Here is a 16172-nt window from a genome sequence, read left to right as displayed (position 1 = left end):
AGTTGAATTTTTGCGAAGTGTAACACGAAGTTGCTTTTCTAATAATTGTTCTAGGAGGTTTGTTGTATTGACAATAAAAATCATAGAATGGTGGTTGATTTTTACTCTATTGAAGTGCTGTATAAAAAAATCAGTTATTTAATAGATTGATTGTAGGGATAGCTAAAATAATTAAGGTAAAAAGACAGATGAATATTTCAGAAATATTTGATGGCAAGAAAATGGATACTCAGGAAATGATGAATTATTTTGATCATTTAGAGAGTGTTGATTGCGAGTTTATGCATGGTCAATGGAAAGGTTTGGAAGTCATCACTGGTCATCCAATGAATGGTCTGTTGGATAAAGCAAATTGGTATGGGAAAAAATTTATAGACGATGAAACAGTATTTCCACTGGTTTTACTGAACCTAAAAAGTTCCAACTTATTTAGTATTGATCCGAAATGGTTGCCATTAGGTTTAGATTTTAGCTTTTTAAAAAGTAAGAGTAAGTATCTGGTGAGAGGATTGAGATTACTCAAAACAGATAAAAGTAAAGCAAGATTAAGGATGATTGAGTTTAGAGGTAAATCATCTGCCACCATGATTTATGATGAAAAACCGATTAATGATGTATTTAGGCGTATTGATCAAAATACAGTGCTTGGGTGGATGGATTTAAAAGATCAAGCTCAGCCTTATTTTTTTATTCTTATGCGAGAAGAGGGAAGTAAACATCTATGGGAATAGCCCAATCTTCAAATTATTATCTAATATCCTGAAGATTGGGCTTGTGAAATGAATTATGAACCTTTGCTAAGATTTTCTAATACATCCCAACGCTCTAATTTTTCAAGCAATAACTCATCAATTTCAGCTAAGCGTTGGCTGGCTAAAGTCGCTGCATTGGCATCACTCACAAACCATGAACCATCCGCTAGTTTCTCTGAAAGTTTAGTTTGTTCTGCTTCTAATTTCTCAATTTCAGCAGGAAGTTGCTCAAGCTCACGTTGATCTTTATAGCTTAGCTTCACTTTCTTTGGCGTTGGAGTTGCGGCAGCCAATGAAGCAGCTTCAGCCTTGGCTTGTGCCTTTTTTACATCACTCTTTTGATCAACGACTTTCTGATCTGGTCGTTGCTCCAAGTAATCTTGGTAACCACCTATGTATTCATCAATATTACCTTTTCCATCGAACACCCAAGTTGAGGTGACGACGTTGTCCATAAATGCACGGTCATGCGAGATGAGTAACAAAGTGCCTTTATATTCAGACAACATTTCTTCAAGCAACTCAAGTGTCACCATATCCAAATCATTGGTTGGCTCATCCATCACAATTAAGTTTGATGGTTTGAGTAGAAGTTTTGCCAACAGAATTCGGTTACGCTCACCACCAGAAAGAGCTTTCACAGGTGTACGTGCGCGTTCAGGTGAGAATAAAAAGTCCTGTAAATAACTATAGATATGACGACGGTTACCATTCACATCGACAAAGTCTGAGCCTTCCGATACGTTCGCCATAACGGTTTTTTCGAGGTCGAGTGCATTACGTAGTTGATCGAAATAAGCAACTTCGAGTTGTGTACCCGTTTTAACCGAACCGCCGTGTTGGATTTCACCTAAGATGGCTTTGATGAGTGTGGTTTTTCCGACTCCATTATCACCGACTAAACCGATACGATCACCACGTAATACGATTGCAGAGAAATCCTTAATGAGTGGTTTACTATCATAGCTAACACTTAAGTTTTCTATCTCAAAGACCAACTTACCTGAACGGTTAGCCTCTTGTGTCGCCATATTAACTTTGCCTTGCTGGAAGCGACGAGCTTTAGATTCTTCACGCAAAGCTTTTAAAGCACGAACACGACCTTCATTACGGGTACGACGTGCTTTGATACCTTGACGAATCCAAGCTTCTTCTTCAGCAAGTTTTTTATCAAATAAAGCATTCTGTTTTTCTTCAGCTTCCATTTGCTGAGCTTTAAGTTCTAAGTAACGTGAATAGTTACCTTCATAGCCACGCAGAATACCACGATCGAGTTCAACAATACGGGTCGCAATACTATCTACAAATGAACGGTCATGTGAGATAAATAAAAGCGTGAGATTGTTTTGATCTAATAGGAATTTTTCTAACCATTCGATACTTTCCACATCCAAATGGTTGGTCGGTTCGTCGAGTAATAAAACATCTGGTTGAGTGAGTAGCGCGCGCGCCAGTAGTACACGACGTTTACGACCACCTGATAGGTCAGCCAAATCTGCATTTGGGTCGAGTCCCATTTTACCCAAAATGGTATTTACTTTATTTTCTAATGCCCAACCATCTAACTGATCTAGTTTATGCTGCAGCATACCCATACGGTCGCAGGCATCCATATCACCTAGCACACAAGCATCACTTGCCTCATGATATTCTTTTAAGACACTTGCGGCTTCACCTGCACCATCCGCTACAATGTCGGCAACTTTGCCTGAATCCATTGGAACATCTTGGGCTAACATAGAAACGGTTAAGCCATTTTGAATCGAAACTTCACCACTATCGGGTAATAAGCTTCCCTCAATCAGTTTAAGTAAAGTAGACTTACCTTCACCATTACGACCGATTAAACACACTCGTTCACCACGTTCTAGGTTAAAGTTCGCGCCGTCGAGTAGGGCTGGTCCGCCAAATGCGAGATGGACATCCCTTAAAGTAATATAGGCCATAATGTTTCCTAAAAGCTCAGATGAGGTCTGAAATGACTAAACAACAAAATTTTGATGATCACGCGTCATTGTCCGCACCCATTGAAGATTTGCAAGTGCGAATTGCATTTTTAGATGATTTAGTTGAGCAACTCAATCAACAGCTCGCAATTCAGACACAAGAAATTGCAGTTTTGAAGAAACAAATGCAGCTTTTATACCAACGCGTTGAGTCTTCAGACTTGTCAGAAGGAATTGCACCCTTTGATCCAATGAGTAACAAACCACCGCATTATTGATATTCAATAGGAATGAATCTACGAAAATAAATTGTATCTTTATTGAATTAAACGACTCTTTTACTTCTTATTGGTCCTTAAATAATTATTATCTCAAGTCAAAGCATTTAGTTAGGATATTTTTGTAGGCTAATTTGACCAACATGAATAATGCCAAATGATTTTTAATAGTTGTAAGTAGTTTATTACTCATCAGTATTTTGACTACGCATAAGAATGAGTCGAATATAAGATTTATTGAGATTGAGTGTTCTAGATATTTCAACCTAGAGGAATCCTCCTGCAATTATTGGTTGGAATTAGGTTGGAAAAATCTAAAACAAATATCTTTTAGGAATAGTTGAGTTACAGAACGTATAGGTTGTTTGAGAGAGGTGACTTTAATAACTGCTCATATGAATTTTTTTTCGATAAGTGGTAGTGAGCCGAACTTGAATTAATTGCTAATTTAACTCTGTACTTTATAAAGAGCTATTCATATTTAATAAAACAAATATTCAAACTCTAATTTTAAACATTCTTAAATCAGACTGGTGATTTAAATATGTGAGAAAAAGCGCAGATATAAAATAAGGGCAAGTTAAGTACTTGCCTTTTTCATTCAACTTATGTAACGCTAATAAAAGGAAGTTTTGGGCATCTTTAATGAGTAATGTTGGAATTTGGATAACTGTTGCCATTGTACTATTTGTACTTGGCTCTATTTTTGGTTTACGTGTGAGTCCAAGAGAAAAAGCACTCGGTTTAATGCGCGATCAAGCTCGCAAAATGGGATTACACCCACGACTCATCGTTGCGCCTGAGTGGACGAAAATTCCAATGGCATCAGAAAAACGCGCCAGTATGGTTGCTTATTATAGTGTGCTTATTCCAGATGCTCGCTTAGCACTTATGCGTGCAAGAGTTGTTGATGGCAAGCTTCAGGTTGTGCAGGGTGATCAGAAATTTAATGACTTACCCATTGCATTAAAAGGAGTTTATGCTATTGATATGCAGGCAAACTGTGTGGGACTGTATTGGGATGAGGAAACTGATCTCAGAGCCACTCAGCTTGAAGATATAAAAGTTTATTTACACGAACTAGCACAACGCTAATTTATTGATTGATCATAGGAAAAACGATTCATTATGGCGAATACTCCACGCTCTGCTTCCAAAAGCACAGCAGCTTCTAACTCTGCTGCAACTAAACGTGCCTTAGTGATTGTGGAGTCGCCTGCAAAAGCGAAAACCATTAACAAATATTTAGGTTCACAATTTATAGTGAAGTCATCTGTTGGTCACGTACGTGATTTACCAACAGGCGGGGGAGCAAAAACAACTGAAAAGAAGCCTGCAACCCGTACTAAATTAACTGAAGAACAAAAAGCTGAAAAAGCTCAGTCTGCACTTATTAATCGTATGGGCGTTGATCCCGAGCATGATTGGGTCGCACACTACGAAGTGTTGCCTGGCAAAGAGCATGTTGTTGCTGAACTGAAAAAACTCGCCAAAGATGCTGATGCAATCTATCTCGCAACGGACTTGGATAGAGAAGGAGAAGCGATTGCTTGGCATTTAAGAGAAGTGATAGGTGGTGACGATAGTCGCTATCACCGTGTGGTATTTAACGAAATCACTAAAAATGCGATCCAAGAAGCTTTTAAACAACCTACGCGTCTTGATTTAAATCGAGTGAATGCACAGCAAGCACGTCGTTTCCTCGACCGTGTAGTTGGCTTTATGGTATCGCCTTTGCTTTGGGAAAAGATTGCCCGTGGCTTATCTGCAGGTCGTGTTCAGTCTGTTGCTGTAAAACTTGTGGTTGAACGTGAACGTGAAATTCGAGCCTTTATTCCAGAAGAATATTGGCAAGTGTTTGCTGACACGATGTCTAAAAAAGAAGACATTCGTCTAGAAGCTGTTAAACAAGCTGGCAAGACACTTAAGCTCAAGAATAAAGCTGAAACAGATGCACTATTAAGTGTTTTGAAAGATGCTGAATATAAAGTTGCGTTGCGTGAAGATAAACCGACAAAGGTAAATCCAAGCGCACCTTATATCACTTCAACTTTACAGCAAGCAGCAAGTACGCGTTTAGGTTTCTCTGTTAAGAAAACCATGATGTTAGCGCAACGATTGTATGAAGGTGGTTTTATTACGTATATGCGTACTGACTCCACTTTCTTGAGCGACGATGCAGTGAATATGGTTCGTAACCATATCCAGCAAAACTTTGGTGACAAGTATTTGCCTGCTCAACCAAATCGTTATGGTAATAAAGCAGGGGCACAAGAAGCCCATGAAGCAATTCGTCCTTCTGATGTAGCACTCACTGGCGATAGACTTGCTGGTGTAGAACGTGATGCGCAACGTTTATATGATTTGATTTGGCGTCAATTTGTGGCTTGCCAAATGACACCTGCTGAATATTTATCTTCAACCTTAACTGTTGAAGCTGCAAATGTTGAATTAAAAGCTAAAGGTCGTACCCTTGTTTTTGATGGTTTCACCAAAGTTCGCGGTGCGAATAAATCTGATGATGATGTATTGTTACCTGCTGTAAAAGTAGGTGAAGTACTCAAATTAGAAAAACTTGATCCGAGTCAACACTTTACTAAACCACCTGCACGTTTTACTGAAGCATCTTTAGTTAAAGAATTAGAGAAGAAAGGCATTGGTCGACCTTCTACTTATGCAGCGATCATTTCAACCATTCAAGAACGTGGTTATGTGAAACTTGAAAATCGCCGTCTCTTTGCTGAGAAAATGGGCGAAATCGTGACGGATCGTCTCGATGAAAGTTTTAATAATTTGATGAACTATGCCTTTACTGCGGATTTGGAAGGTCAGCTGGATAAAGTCGCGACAGGTGAGCGTAACTGGAAAGAGCTATTAGATACATTCTACGGTGACTTCAAAAAGCGCCTGACCAATGCTCAAGGCGAAGACGGTATGCGTCGCAATCAGCCTATTGAAGTAGCTGATGTTGCTTGTCCTGAATGTTCTCGTCCAATGCAAATTCGCACAGGGACGACAGGGGTATTCTTGGGCTGTTCAGGATACAATCTGCCACCGAAAGAACGCTGTAAGGGTACTTTAAACCTTACGCCAGTCGAATCATTAGCTGCGTTATCGGATGATGATGGTGCTGAAACTGCTGATTTGATGTCAAAACACCGTTGTCCAAAATGTGGTACTGCGATGGACAGCTATGTCGTGGATGGTGGTCGCAAATTACATGTTTGTGGTAACAACCCTGATTGCGATGGTTATGAAGTCGAAGAAGGCGAATTCAAGATCAAGGGTTATGATGGCCCGACTATCCCATGCGATAAATGTGATGGTGAGATGCAGCTTAAAACAGGTCGTTTTGGTCCATATTTCGCTTGTACTAGTTGTGACAATACTCGTAAGGTGCTCAAGAGTGGTCAACCTGCTCCACCACGCGTAGACCCAATCAAAATGGAGCATCTACGTTCAACGAAGCATGATGACTTCTTTGTCTTGCGTGATGGCGCTGCTGGTTTATTCTTGGCTGCAAGTAAATTCCCAAAAATTCGTGAAACGCGTGCACCAAAAGTATCTGAATTACGTAGCGTAGCTGAACAACTTGATCCAAAATATCAATTCTTGTTGCAAGCTCCTGATACTGATCCTGAAGGCAATCCGACAGTTGTTAAATTTAGCCGTAAGAATCAAGAGCAGTATGTTGGTTCTGAAACTGCGGAAGGTAAACAAACCAAGTGGAGTCTAGTATTCCAGAATGGAAAATGGGTTGAAGCTTAAATAATTCATTTCGAAAAATGCTAGCACTCGCTAGCATTTTTTATATAAACAAAATAATCAATCAAATCTTAAAACTTTTGGGGCGCACATGTGGAAAAATATTAGGGTTGCATGTCTTTTAGTTGTTTTATTGATTGTAGCAATTAATGCATATCGTGATCAAAACCAAGACTGGAACCAACCGATCAATATTCTGCTACATCCCATCAACGCTGATGGCTTACCCTCTACCCAAAAATATATCCAAGAATTACAGCTAGATGATTTCTATGAAGTTAAACAGTATTTAGAAAAAAATAGTCAACAATATCGTGGGAAAAGCAGTTATTTTATGGTTCAGATAGGACGGGAATTACAACAAACACCACCTAAGACACCTGAACAACTAAGTGTTATCAATAATATATTGTGGAGTTTAAAGTTTCGTTTCTATGCTTGGAAACAACATGAATCAATAGATGGTTCTCCAAGTTTAACTTTGTATTTGAATTATTATGATCCAAAAAATACAAAAGAGTTAAAACACTCGACTGCGCTTGAGCGAGGTCGTATTGGCTCAGTCAATTTATTCGCAGCTCATAAGCAAGAAAGACAGAATAATGTTGTGCTCGTACATGAGTTGCTTCATGGCTTTGGTGCTACGGATAAATATAATTTAGCCAATGGCGAACCACTTTTTCCAATTGGCTATGCTCAATACGAGAAAAGACCCTTATATCCTCAAACTGAAGCCGAAATTATGGGGGGGAGAATCCCTTTATCAGAGCATAAAAGTAAAATGCCGAATGATTTAGAACGAACAGTCATTAGTCCGCTCACAGCAAAAGAAATAGGATGGGTTCAATAATCTGTGGATAAGTTCTGACTTATCCATACCAATCAAATAAAAAGATCAATGTAATAAAAAGAGTAATTTCCTGACATTCGGTCATTATTTCTCAACATGCTTTATACAATATCGTGTATGGAACACGCTCAAAATAGAGCTATAACATTGATGATAAAAGAGTAAATAATGATGAAAACGGTGGGTAACGATCTGATTCGCAATCAGCTGCACGCTGATCGTAAATGGTATCTGTTATTAGGTGTCTTATTGGTTATTTTTGGTTTGGTTCTTTTAGCTGCACTACCTTTTGCAACACTATCAGCAGTCCTTCTTTTTGGTGTTCTTATGATGCTCGGCGGTATTTTACATTTTATCGCTGCATTTATGGTCTTTCAGGGTGGGACACGGTGGTTGTGGGCATTATTCGGCGTTTTGTATATTGCAGCTGGTTATTTTGCTTTCACTACGCCCGTGATTACGGCAGTGGTTTTGACCAATTTATTGGCAATCGCATTGATTGTTGCTGGAATTATACGCAGTGTTAATGCCTTTATATTAAGACCTATCTCAGGTTGGGGATGGGTGTTGTTTTCAGGTGTATTAACACTTTTAACAGGTATTCTCATTCTATCGTCACCTGATTCGCCATTTTGGGTACTTGGTATGTTTCTCGCGATTGATATCCTTTTTCAAGGGATTAATTATTTAACTTTTGCAAGTGCAATCAAACAGCTCCCACACAGTTCAACTGTGATTTAACATTCGACAATTATTGAAATATTGAGAGCATGTTGATACATGCTCTTTTTGTTTTATAGTTGAAAACCGAGATGCAGTTTTAGTCTGCTAAAATAGCCTTTCATTTCTGATTGACCAATTTTATGACGCTCGCCAAGCTAATTGATGAACTCAACCCTCAACAAAAACAAGCAGCCACTGCGGTTGCGCAGAACTGTTTAGTTTTAGCAGGGGCGGGTTGTGGAAAAACCAAAACGATTGTAGCTAGAGCAGCATATTTAATTGATCAAGGTTTACCTGCACAGCAGATCCAAATTCTAACGTTTACCCGGCGAGCTGCCAGTGAGATAGTTACGAGAGTTGAACAACATATGGGGGCACAATCCAAAGGTTTACGTGCCTCAACATTTCATACCTTTTGTATGTATCTTTTGCGCCGTAATCCACGCGCTTTTGGTTTGACACAATTCAGTATCATTGATCGAGATGATCAATTGCTGATGTTCCGCTTATTGCGTGGTAAGGATAAAGGTAATGTGTTGCCAAAAGCTGCTGAATTATGTGATTTATATTCTTATGCACGGAACACGAAAACCAAATTATCTGATGCTTTATTCAAGCAATTACCGCAAGCTGTAGAGTATAAGTCGCAAATAGCCGAGTTGATGAAAGCCTATGAGCAGCGCAAGCAAGAGCGTAATTTCCTCGATTATGACGACATTCTTTCGATTGTGGCGGTACATTTACAAAACTCACCTGAGTTGGTGAAGTGGGTGACGGGTTTCTGTTCAGCATTGTTAGTCGATGAAATGCAGGATACTAATCCACTGCAATGGGCTTTATTGCAGCCTTTGGTAGGTAAGGTGAAATTATTCTGTGTCGGGGATGACGCTCAATCTATTTATGGTTTTCGTGGTGCAGATTTTGAAAATATTCATCACTTTAAAGAGCGTGTACCAGATGCTGAAGTGTTGACTTTAGAAATGAATTATCGCTCGACCCAAGGTATTTTAGATTTATCCAATTGGTTACTTGAGCAAAGCCAAATTGGTTATGACAAGCATTTACAAGCCTATCGAGGAAATGGTTTAAAACCACAATTGCATATCCTGAGTAATGAGTTTGAAGAAGCCAATTGGATTGTTCAAGATCTAAATCAACGGCATTCGCAGGGTGCTGCTTGGGCAGAACATATGATTTTATTACGTTCAGGTTTTAGCGGGCGGTATTTGGAAGGGGCTTTGATTGCGGCGAATATTCCTTATCGATTTATTGGTGGCGTAAAGTTGCTTGAATCCGCTCATGTCAAAGATGTTTTAAGTTTGCTTCGCGTCAGTGTCAATCCACAGGATGATTTAGCTTGGATGCGCTTTTTGACGCTTTGGGATGGTGTAGGTGATGTAGGGGCAAGTAAGTTAGCGCAAGAGCTCATTCAGTTGCCTGATATCGAAGCACGTTGTCAGCGATTAGAACGACATGGCAAAGTGCCACAACAAGCGATTTTGATCTTGATGCAATTAGATGTATTACAACAGCATGTGGAAGCTTGTATCGGATTAGCTTTGGATGCTTTAAATGAGCAATTAGAAAATAACTACAAAACCAAAGATTGGTCACGCAGAGTCAAAGATTTTGATTTGGTGAAACAATTAGCACGTAAGCATCATTCACTTGGTGAATTTTTAGAAGAATATGTACTTGACCCAATTTCGATATCAGAAATTGATAAGACACCCGATCAAGACTTAGTGACTTTGATTACGATTCACTCTGCAAAAGGTGCTGAACAAAAGGTTTGTTATGTTCCACATGTATCTCCAAATCAATATCCACATGCACGGGCGCAGGGGGATTTTGATGATGTCGAAGAGGAGAGGCGTGTTTTGTATGTCGCATTGACGCGTGCAGAAAATGAGTTGATTTTAACCAAACAAAATTTAAATTTATGGTCACAAGATCAGTATGATGAATTGGGTAGAAAAATAGAAAGCTACTTTCTAAATGATTTACCTCAACATTTAGTGGATATTCAAATCCATCGTGACATTCCTCGTGCATATGGGCAAACGAATCGTGCTCGCTCAAGCACAATCAATTTAGGTTTTGGCATAGATTTCGATTAAACTAGAGTGATTCATTTCTTTTGATTCACTTCATGGTGAATCATCTCTAGGTTTTAACATGAAAATTTTAGTTCGCAATTTAGATCGTTTGGTGACAGACGCAGAAATCCTCGACTTATTCAAAGCTTATGGCAAAGTCGATTCTTGTGTTGTAGTCAAAGATGCTGAGACTGGTAAATCCAAAGGTTTTGGTTTTGTTAAAATGCCAAATCCACGCGAAGCGATTAAAGCCGTGAAAGGGCTAAATACATTAAAACTCAGAGGTCTTGGGATTCGTGTAAAAATAGCTGAAGATAAAGCTTAATCCATAATCATAAAGCAATATCAAGTTTTATTGATCGTTGCTCCAAATGCTGAGCGAATTGTACAAGGCATAAAGACCTTAGAGGTTCGCTCGTGGCGACCTGAGAAATTACCGCTTAAAGATTTAGTGGTTGTTGAGAATACGCACTTTTTGAATAATGATGGCGATGAAGAGATGGGCAAAGTAGTGGCTTTGATCGATATCGAGTCAGTACATCCTTGGTTGGCTCAAGAAATTGATGCAGCTTGTGCAACTGATTGGGCGGATGAATATTTCGCTTGGGTTATTTCAAATGTACGTCCTTTAAAGCAACCAATTGATGCAATTGCGAAACGAAAACTTTATCGTCTTGAATTGAATCTATAAGTGCTATTTTTTTCATCTCCAATACGCTTTACAATCAGTTTTCGTTTTAAATGAAATAGGGATTTATTATGTCTCGTGTTGCTCGCTATCATGCCGATCGTACCAATCAAAAACTCTATTTTGCTCGACTCGCATGTCAACAAGCAGAGCAAACTGACAATATCCAACAAGCACAGGCACATCGCGAAGCAGCAGTTTTTCATTTGCATGGTGCAATTCTGGCTTTTCTTCAAGAGTTGGTTCGCTATTATCGTCTCAATGATATGCAACCAACATTTAAATCAATCGAAGAACACATGGCTGATAAAGGTCAAGTTTCTCCAGAGGTTGCAGTATTGCAGCAATTGGCCAAAGATGGGTTCATTGCTGAGTTAAAACGTGCTTATCGCATGTGTCAATACGCGCCTGAACCAACTTCTCCTGAGCCAGAAAGTGAAACATCTTCAAATCTGATTATTAAAGTCACTCAAAGTCCTCAAGCATGGTTACCAGATTCAAAGATTCTCCGAGAATGGCATCGTGAATTGAGTCATTTGATCGATGGTTTTCGTAATGAAATGGTTGAATTCTAACTCCAGCAAGATCGTAACTGACTTGAAATCTAAGCACGCCGTACCTATATAAGTAAGACGTGAGATTGTAAAGTGCAAGGGTGCTTTGCCACCATGTTGAATCATGGAGAAAATAGATGTCTATGCAACAGTTAAAAGAATTATTTGGTAGTCAGGAAGCGATTCTTGAATTGGTTCAACTCGAAGGTGGTGAGCTTGCTTTACGTAATGCAGGTTCAGAAAATGAACCTCTCGTAAAAATTCAGTTCAGTGAAGAAGTAAAAGCGATCTTAGGTGATCAAACACCTCTTGTGGCACAACATATGATTCAAGCAGCTCTATTTGGTTTATTAGAGAAACAAATGAATCAGTGGCAAGCTGAAGTCGTTGATGAAAAACCTAAACATTTAAGCTAATAATAAAAAAGCGTACCTTGAGTACGCTTTTTTATATGACCAAACAATCAATGAGCATTTGGTTGATGTGCAAGCTCGATCTGATTCAAAATATGATGGCTCATATTCTTTGCCATTTCTTCTTTTGCGTAGAATACCTCACCAATATTTTCCTCGCGGATAACAGCGGCTTCTTCCTTACTCTCAGCACAGATTAATACCTGTATCTCAGGATTTAGCTGTTTTGAGATATCGACAATTCGATGAATGTCGAGGATATCCATGGGTGAAATCACCAATAAACGTGCATGTTGAATATGCGCTTGGATCAATACATTTGGTTCAGTGGCTTCACCACTCACGGCTGCAATACCACTGGCACGTAACTTCTCAACAATCTCACGATTTTCTTCTGCAATAACGACTTTGATGTTCTGCTCAATCAGATTTTCACTGATACGACGTCCAACACCCCCATAGCCAATGATCACTACCTGATCACGAAGATAGGATTGGTCAACTTCGTCAGGTAACATTGCTAATGGGTCACCACTACGCTCTAGTAGACGGGCTAAATGTGAGCGCTCACGAATCCAACGCTGTGCAGGTTCAATTGCAGAAAACACAAAAGAATTAAGTGTAATTGAAAATAATGCACCTGCAAGAATGAGATTTTGCGCCTCAGGTGTAAGTAATCCTAGAGCTAAACCTAGCGTCGCTAAAATGAAAGAGAATTCTCCGATTTGTGCCAAACTAGCACCGACAGTCAATGCAGTATTGATTGGATAACGGAAGAATAAAACCAAAGCCATGGCTGCTAATGTTTTACCGACCATGATGATTGCGACGACAGCTAAGATATGGAGTGGTTCTTCGACCAATATTCTTGGATCAAAGAGCATTCCAACGGAAACAAAAAATAGAATCGAAAAAATTTCACGTAGCGGAAGGGTTTCTTCTTCAGCACGATGGCTAAAGTCAGACTCTTTAACCACCATTCCCGCAAAGAACGCACCGAGTGCCATAGAAACGCCAAATACAGCATAAGAGCCATATGCAATTGAGACTGCAGCAGCAACTACCGTAAGCGTAAATAACTCACGAGAACCCAAACGAGCGACAAACTGCATGATCATCGGAACTAGTCGTTTGCCGATGATCAACATAAATGCAATAAAGCCTGTGACTTTAAGTAAAGTAATACCAATCGTGACCCAAATACTCTGAGATGGATCTGTGTTGGGTAATGCATGCCCGCCCAGTAAAACTGCAGTTGCAGGTAACAACACTAAAGCCAAGACCATGACAAGGTCTTCAACCAATAGCCAACCGACAGCAATTTTTCCATTAACAGAATCAAGTAAACCACGATCCCCTAGGGCTTTTAATAATACAACCGTACTGGCACAGGAAAGACTTAAACCAAAAATGAGTGCTGAGCCAAAACCCCAGCCCCAGAGCATTGAAACTCCCATACCTAAGAGGGTAGCGACAGCGATTTGAAGAATAGCCCCAGGTAAAGCAATACGTCGGACTTGTAATAGATCGTTAAGGGAGAAGTGCATTCCTACACCAAACATCAAAAACATAACACCTAGCTCAGCAAGCTGGTTGGCTAGATGAATGTCACCGACGATACCTGGTGTATTTGGGCTAATGATAATGCCCGCAATTAAATAGCCGATCAAAGGAGGTAGGCGTAAACGTGCTGCGATATAGCCAAAAATAAGAGCCATACCAAAGCCAACAGCAAGTAATATAATTAAATCAACATCATGTGGCATCGAAGCTCCTTAATCGTTGCGGTTAAGGTCAAAATAAAATAAGCATAAAAAATGCCAAAGCAAGTAGCTTAAAATTTTAGCAATTAAAATCGAATTTGTTGATGATAATTTTTTTATTTATCAAAAAAAATCATGTAAATTGCTGTAACACTTTCTAAAGCCTAGCGCATTTATACAGTGAGAGAAAGAAATCTTAAAAGATAGGAAATTTAAAGTAAAAAAAACGACTTCATGAGAAGTCGTTTTTTTTAAAGAACTAAAATTATTTAATTTTAGCTTCTTTGAAAATTACGTGTTGACGGATTTTTGGATCAAATTTTTTGATTTCCATTTTTTCCGGCATAGTACGTTTGTTTTTAGTAGTGGTATAGAAATAACCTGTACCAGCTGTAGAAACGAGGCGAATCTTATCACGCATTGTTCAGACTCCTTAGATCTTTTGACCTTGAGCACGGAGATCAGCAACAACTTTCTCGATACCCAATTTATCAATAATACGCATACCTTTAGTGGTTAAACGAAGACGTACAAAACGCTTTTCGCTTTCTAACCAAAAACGGTGGTGGTGCAGGTTCGGCTCGAACCGGCGTTTGGTTTTGTTGTTTGCGTGCGATACGTTGTTACCAACGATAGGACGCTTGCCGGTAACTTGGCAAACCTTAGACATGGTGAACTCCATTGCTAGTTTATACAGCACCGTTTCGTGCAACTAGCCATTCAAGTAAACGGATGAAATCATTCAAGGGGCGTTTTATACCAAAAATACGATTAAAAGACAAGCGAATTTGGTAAAAACAGAGCATGATCTAGTGTGATAGATCATGCCTTGATCAGCTTAGCGGAATAGTGTTTTTAAAAGCACTTTATGCATCGCTTTATTATACGGTGGAAGGATGAACTTCAAGCTATATAGTTTAGGGCTTACAGGATTCGACATGACTGAACGTTCATGAGAGAAGCTAAAGAAACCTTCTTTACCATGATATTTGCCCATACCTGATGCACCAACACCACCAAATGGAAGATCATCTTGTGCAACGTGGGTCAGTGTTTGGTTAATACCAAAATGCCCAGAGTGCGTGCGACTTGCTACGTATTCAGCACGAGCACTATCAATATCAAAATAATAGAATGCTAATGGACGTGGATGGTTATTGATGAACTGAATCGCATCTTCAATATGTTCATATTCTAGAACAGGTAAGATTGGACCGAAGATTTCATTCTTCATGATTTGCATTTCAGTCGTTACGCCAGTCACCAATGTTGGAGCAATCTTGCGAACGTCAGTTAAAGATTCATTTTTCGTATTCAACTCAACAATAGTTGCGCCTTGATCACGAGCATCTTCTAAATAGCCTTGCAGACGATTGTATTGCTTGTCATTGATAATAGAGGTGTAATCTTTATTATCACGAAGCGTTGGGTACATTGTATTCACAAAGTCGTTATAGTGCTTTGTAAACTCTGCTGTCTTACCTTTAGGTAAGAACATATAGTCTGGAGCAACACAAGTCTGACCCGCATTCCAAAGCTTACCAACAGCGATACGTTGAGCTACATCACGAATGTTCATTGCTGAATGAACAAGAGCTGGTGATTTACCGCCAAGTTCTAATATCACAGGAACTAGATTTTCAGCTGCCGCCGCCATCACTGTTTTACCAACAGACGTAGAACCTGTGAAAATCATTTTATCAAATGGTAGATGGCTGAAAGCATCAGAAATAACACCGCCACCATTTACAACAGCAACTAACTCTTGTGGAAATGCCTCTGCTAAAGCATTTTCAAGAACATAACCAAAGTTTGATGATGCACTTGAGATTTTGATCATGGCATGGTTACCCGCTGCCAATGCACAAATCAAAGGACCAACTGAAAGCAATAACGGGTAGTTCCATGGCGCAATAACACCGATCACGCCCAATGGTTGATATTCTACCCAACCTTTTGCTGGTTGGTGTAACATGCTGATATGACGCTTAGATGGTTTCATCCATTCTGTTAAATTCTTGCTGTAATATTTGATGTGTTCCAAACATGTAAGAACTTCACCAATTTTGGTTTCCATTACCGCACGATTGCCATAATCTTGATTAATTGCGTTAGCAAATTGATCTTGATATTTTACCAAGATATTTTTAAGTCGAGCCAAACGTTCAATACGTTCTTTGGCACTTGGTACAGGATGGCGTTGGTAAGCTGCTTTTTGCTGATCAAGCAAATCATGTAGCCGTTTTACATCAACATGAGGTGTCATAGCGGTTGTTTTTGTTTGACTGTTCATAGGAGTGGACCAAAATAAAGCTTATTATTTTTTAATTTTTAGAGTAAA

At 39.3% G+C, this 16172-nt stretch carries 16 protein-coding genes; 11 read left to right on the top strand and 5 right to left on the bottom strand.

The genetic code is table 11. The features are described from left to right. The first annotated feature begins 188 nt into the window (after window positions 1–188). A complete protein-coding gene (locus tag H2677_RS13420) occupies window positions 189–731 on the top strand; it encodes a DUF4334 domain-containing protein (protein ID WP_004957729.1) in 543 nt (180 codons plus the stop codon). A gap of 53 nt (window positions 732–784) precedes the next feature. On the opposite strand, the gene H2677_RS13415 is transcribed toward H2677_RS13420, so the two are convergent. Next, window positions 785–2698, bottom strand: a complete 1914-nt coding sequence (locus tag H2677_RS13415; RefSeq protein WP_212638735.1) for an ATP-binding cassette domain-containing protein — start codon at window positions 2696–2698, stop codon at window positions 785–787. A gap of 32 nt (window positions 2699–2730) precedes the next feature. Here H2677_RS13415 and H2677_RS13410 point away from each other — a divergent pair, with 32 nt between their 5' ends. The 10 genes from H2677_RS13410 to H2677_RS13365 all read left to right on the top strand — a co-directional run bounded on the left by H2677_RS13410 (window position 2731) and on the right by H2677_RS13365 (window position 12071). Further along, window positions 2731–2976: a SlyX family protein gene (locus H2677_RS13410; RefSeq protein WP_004916571.1), complete on the top strand. Its 246-nt coding sequence runs from the start codon at window positions 2731–2733 to the stop codon at window positions 2974–2976. Between the two features lie 645 nt (window positions 2977–3621). Further along, window positions 3622–4071 (top strand): hypothetical protein, encoded by a 450-nt coding sequence (locus H2677_RS13405; protein ID WP_004958841.1) that lies wholly within the window; start codon window positions 3622–3624, stop codon window positions 4069–4071. A gap of 33 nt (window positions 4072–4104) precedes the next feature. Further along, complete coding sequence (gene topA, locus H2677_RS13400; RefSeq protein WP_130575445.1) at window positions 4105–6744, top strand: type I DNA topoisomerase; 2640 nt, start codon at window positions 4105–4107, stop codon at window positions 6742–6744. A gap of 88 nt (window positions 6745–6832) precedes the next feature. Beyond that, window positions 6833–7591, top strand: a complete 759-nt coding sequence (locus H2677_RS13395) for a hypothetical protein (protein WP_212638734.1) — start codon at window positions 6833–6835, stop codon at window positions 7589–7591. A gap of 168 nt (window positions 7592–7759) precedes the next feature. Further along, a complete protein-coding gene (locus H2677_RS13390; protein ID WP_212638733.1) occupies window positions 7760–8332 on the top strand; it encodes an HdeD family acid-resistance protein in 573 nt (190 codons plus the stop codon). Between the two features lie 122 nt (window positions 8333–8454). Further along, window positions 8455–10434, top strand: coding sequence for an ATP-dependent helicase (locus tag H2677_RS13385; protein WP_212638732.1), 1980 nt, complete (start codon window positions 8455–8457; stop codon window positions 10432–10434). A gap of 58 nt (window positions 10435–10492) precedes the next feature. Then, on the top strand, window positions 10493–10738 hold the full coding sequence (locus tag H2677_RS13380; RefSeq protein ID WP_212638731.1) for an RNA recognition motif domain-containing protein: 246 nt from the start codon (window positions 10493–10495) through the stop codon (window positions 10736–10738). Window positions 10739–10744: 6 nt separating this feature from the next. After that, on the top strand, window positions 10745–11104 hold the full coding sequence (locus tag H2677_RS13375) for an ASCH domain-containing protein (RefSeq protein WP_212639617.1): 360 nt from the start codon (window positions 10745–10747) through the stop codon (window positions 11102–11104). A gap of 68 nt (window positions 11105–11172) precedes the next feature. Beyond that, window positions 11173–11676, top strand: a complete 504-nt coding sequence (locus H2677_RS13370) for a DUF6586 family protein (protein WP_004916508.1) — start codon at window positions 11173–11175, stop codon at window positions 11674–11676. A 116-nt stretch (window positions 11677–11792) separates the two neighbouring features. Then, the gene (locus H2677_RS13365; RefSeq protein ID WP_004916505.1) at window positions 11793–12071 is read left to right on the top strand and encodes a hypothetical protein; all 279 of its coding nucleotides are present in this window, start codon (window positions 11793–11795) and stop codon (window positions 12069–12071) included. A gap of 47 nt (window positions 12072–12118) precedes the next feature. Here the strand turns inward: H2677_RS13365 and H2677_RS13360 are convergent, their stop codons facing one another. From H2677_RS13360 to H2677_RS13345, 4 genes are all read right to left on the bottom strand, one after another. Beyond that, window positions 12119–13834 (bottom strand): cation:proton antiporter, encoded by a 1716-nt coding sequence (locus H2677_RS13360; RefSeq protein WP_004916503.1) that lies wholly within the window; start codon window positions 13832–13834, stop codon window positions 12119–12121. 262 nt (window positions 13835–14096) lie between these two features. Further along, window positions 14097–14252, bottom strand: coding sequence for a 50S ribosomal protein L33 (rpmG, locus tag H2677_RS13355; protein ID WP_003654787.1), 156 nt, complete (start codon window positions 14250–14252; stop codon window positions 14097–14099). A 12-nt stretch (window positions 14253–14264) separates the two neighbouring features. After that, window positions 14265–14501, bottom strand: a complete 237-nt coding sequence (gene rpmB / locus H2677_RS13350; protein ID WP_004649871.1) for a 50S ribosomal protein L28 — start codon at window positions 14499–14501, stop codon at window positions 14265–14267. Window positions 14502–14669: 168 nt separating this feature from the next. Beyond that, window positions 14670–16124: a coniferyl aldehyde dehydrogenase gene (locus H2677_RS13345; protein WP_004957762.1), complete on the bottom strand. Its 1455-nt coding sequence runs from the start codon at window positions 16122–16124 to the stop codon at window positions 14670–14672. Between the last annotated feature and the right edge of the window lie 48 nt (window positions 16125–16172).

The organism is Acinetobacter junii, from assembly GCF_018336855.1.
In the GTDB taxonomy this organism is placed as follows: Bacteria; Pseudomonadota; Gammaproteobacteria; order Pseudomonadales; family Moraxellaceae; genus Acinetobacter; species Acinetobacter junii.
Note: the sequence above shows the minus strand (reverse complement) of the source record. Positions and strands in the feature narration are given on the sequence as shown.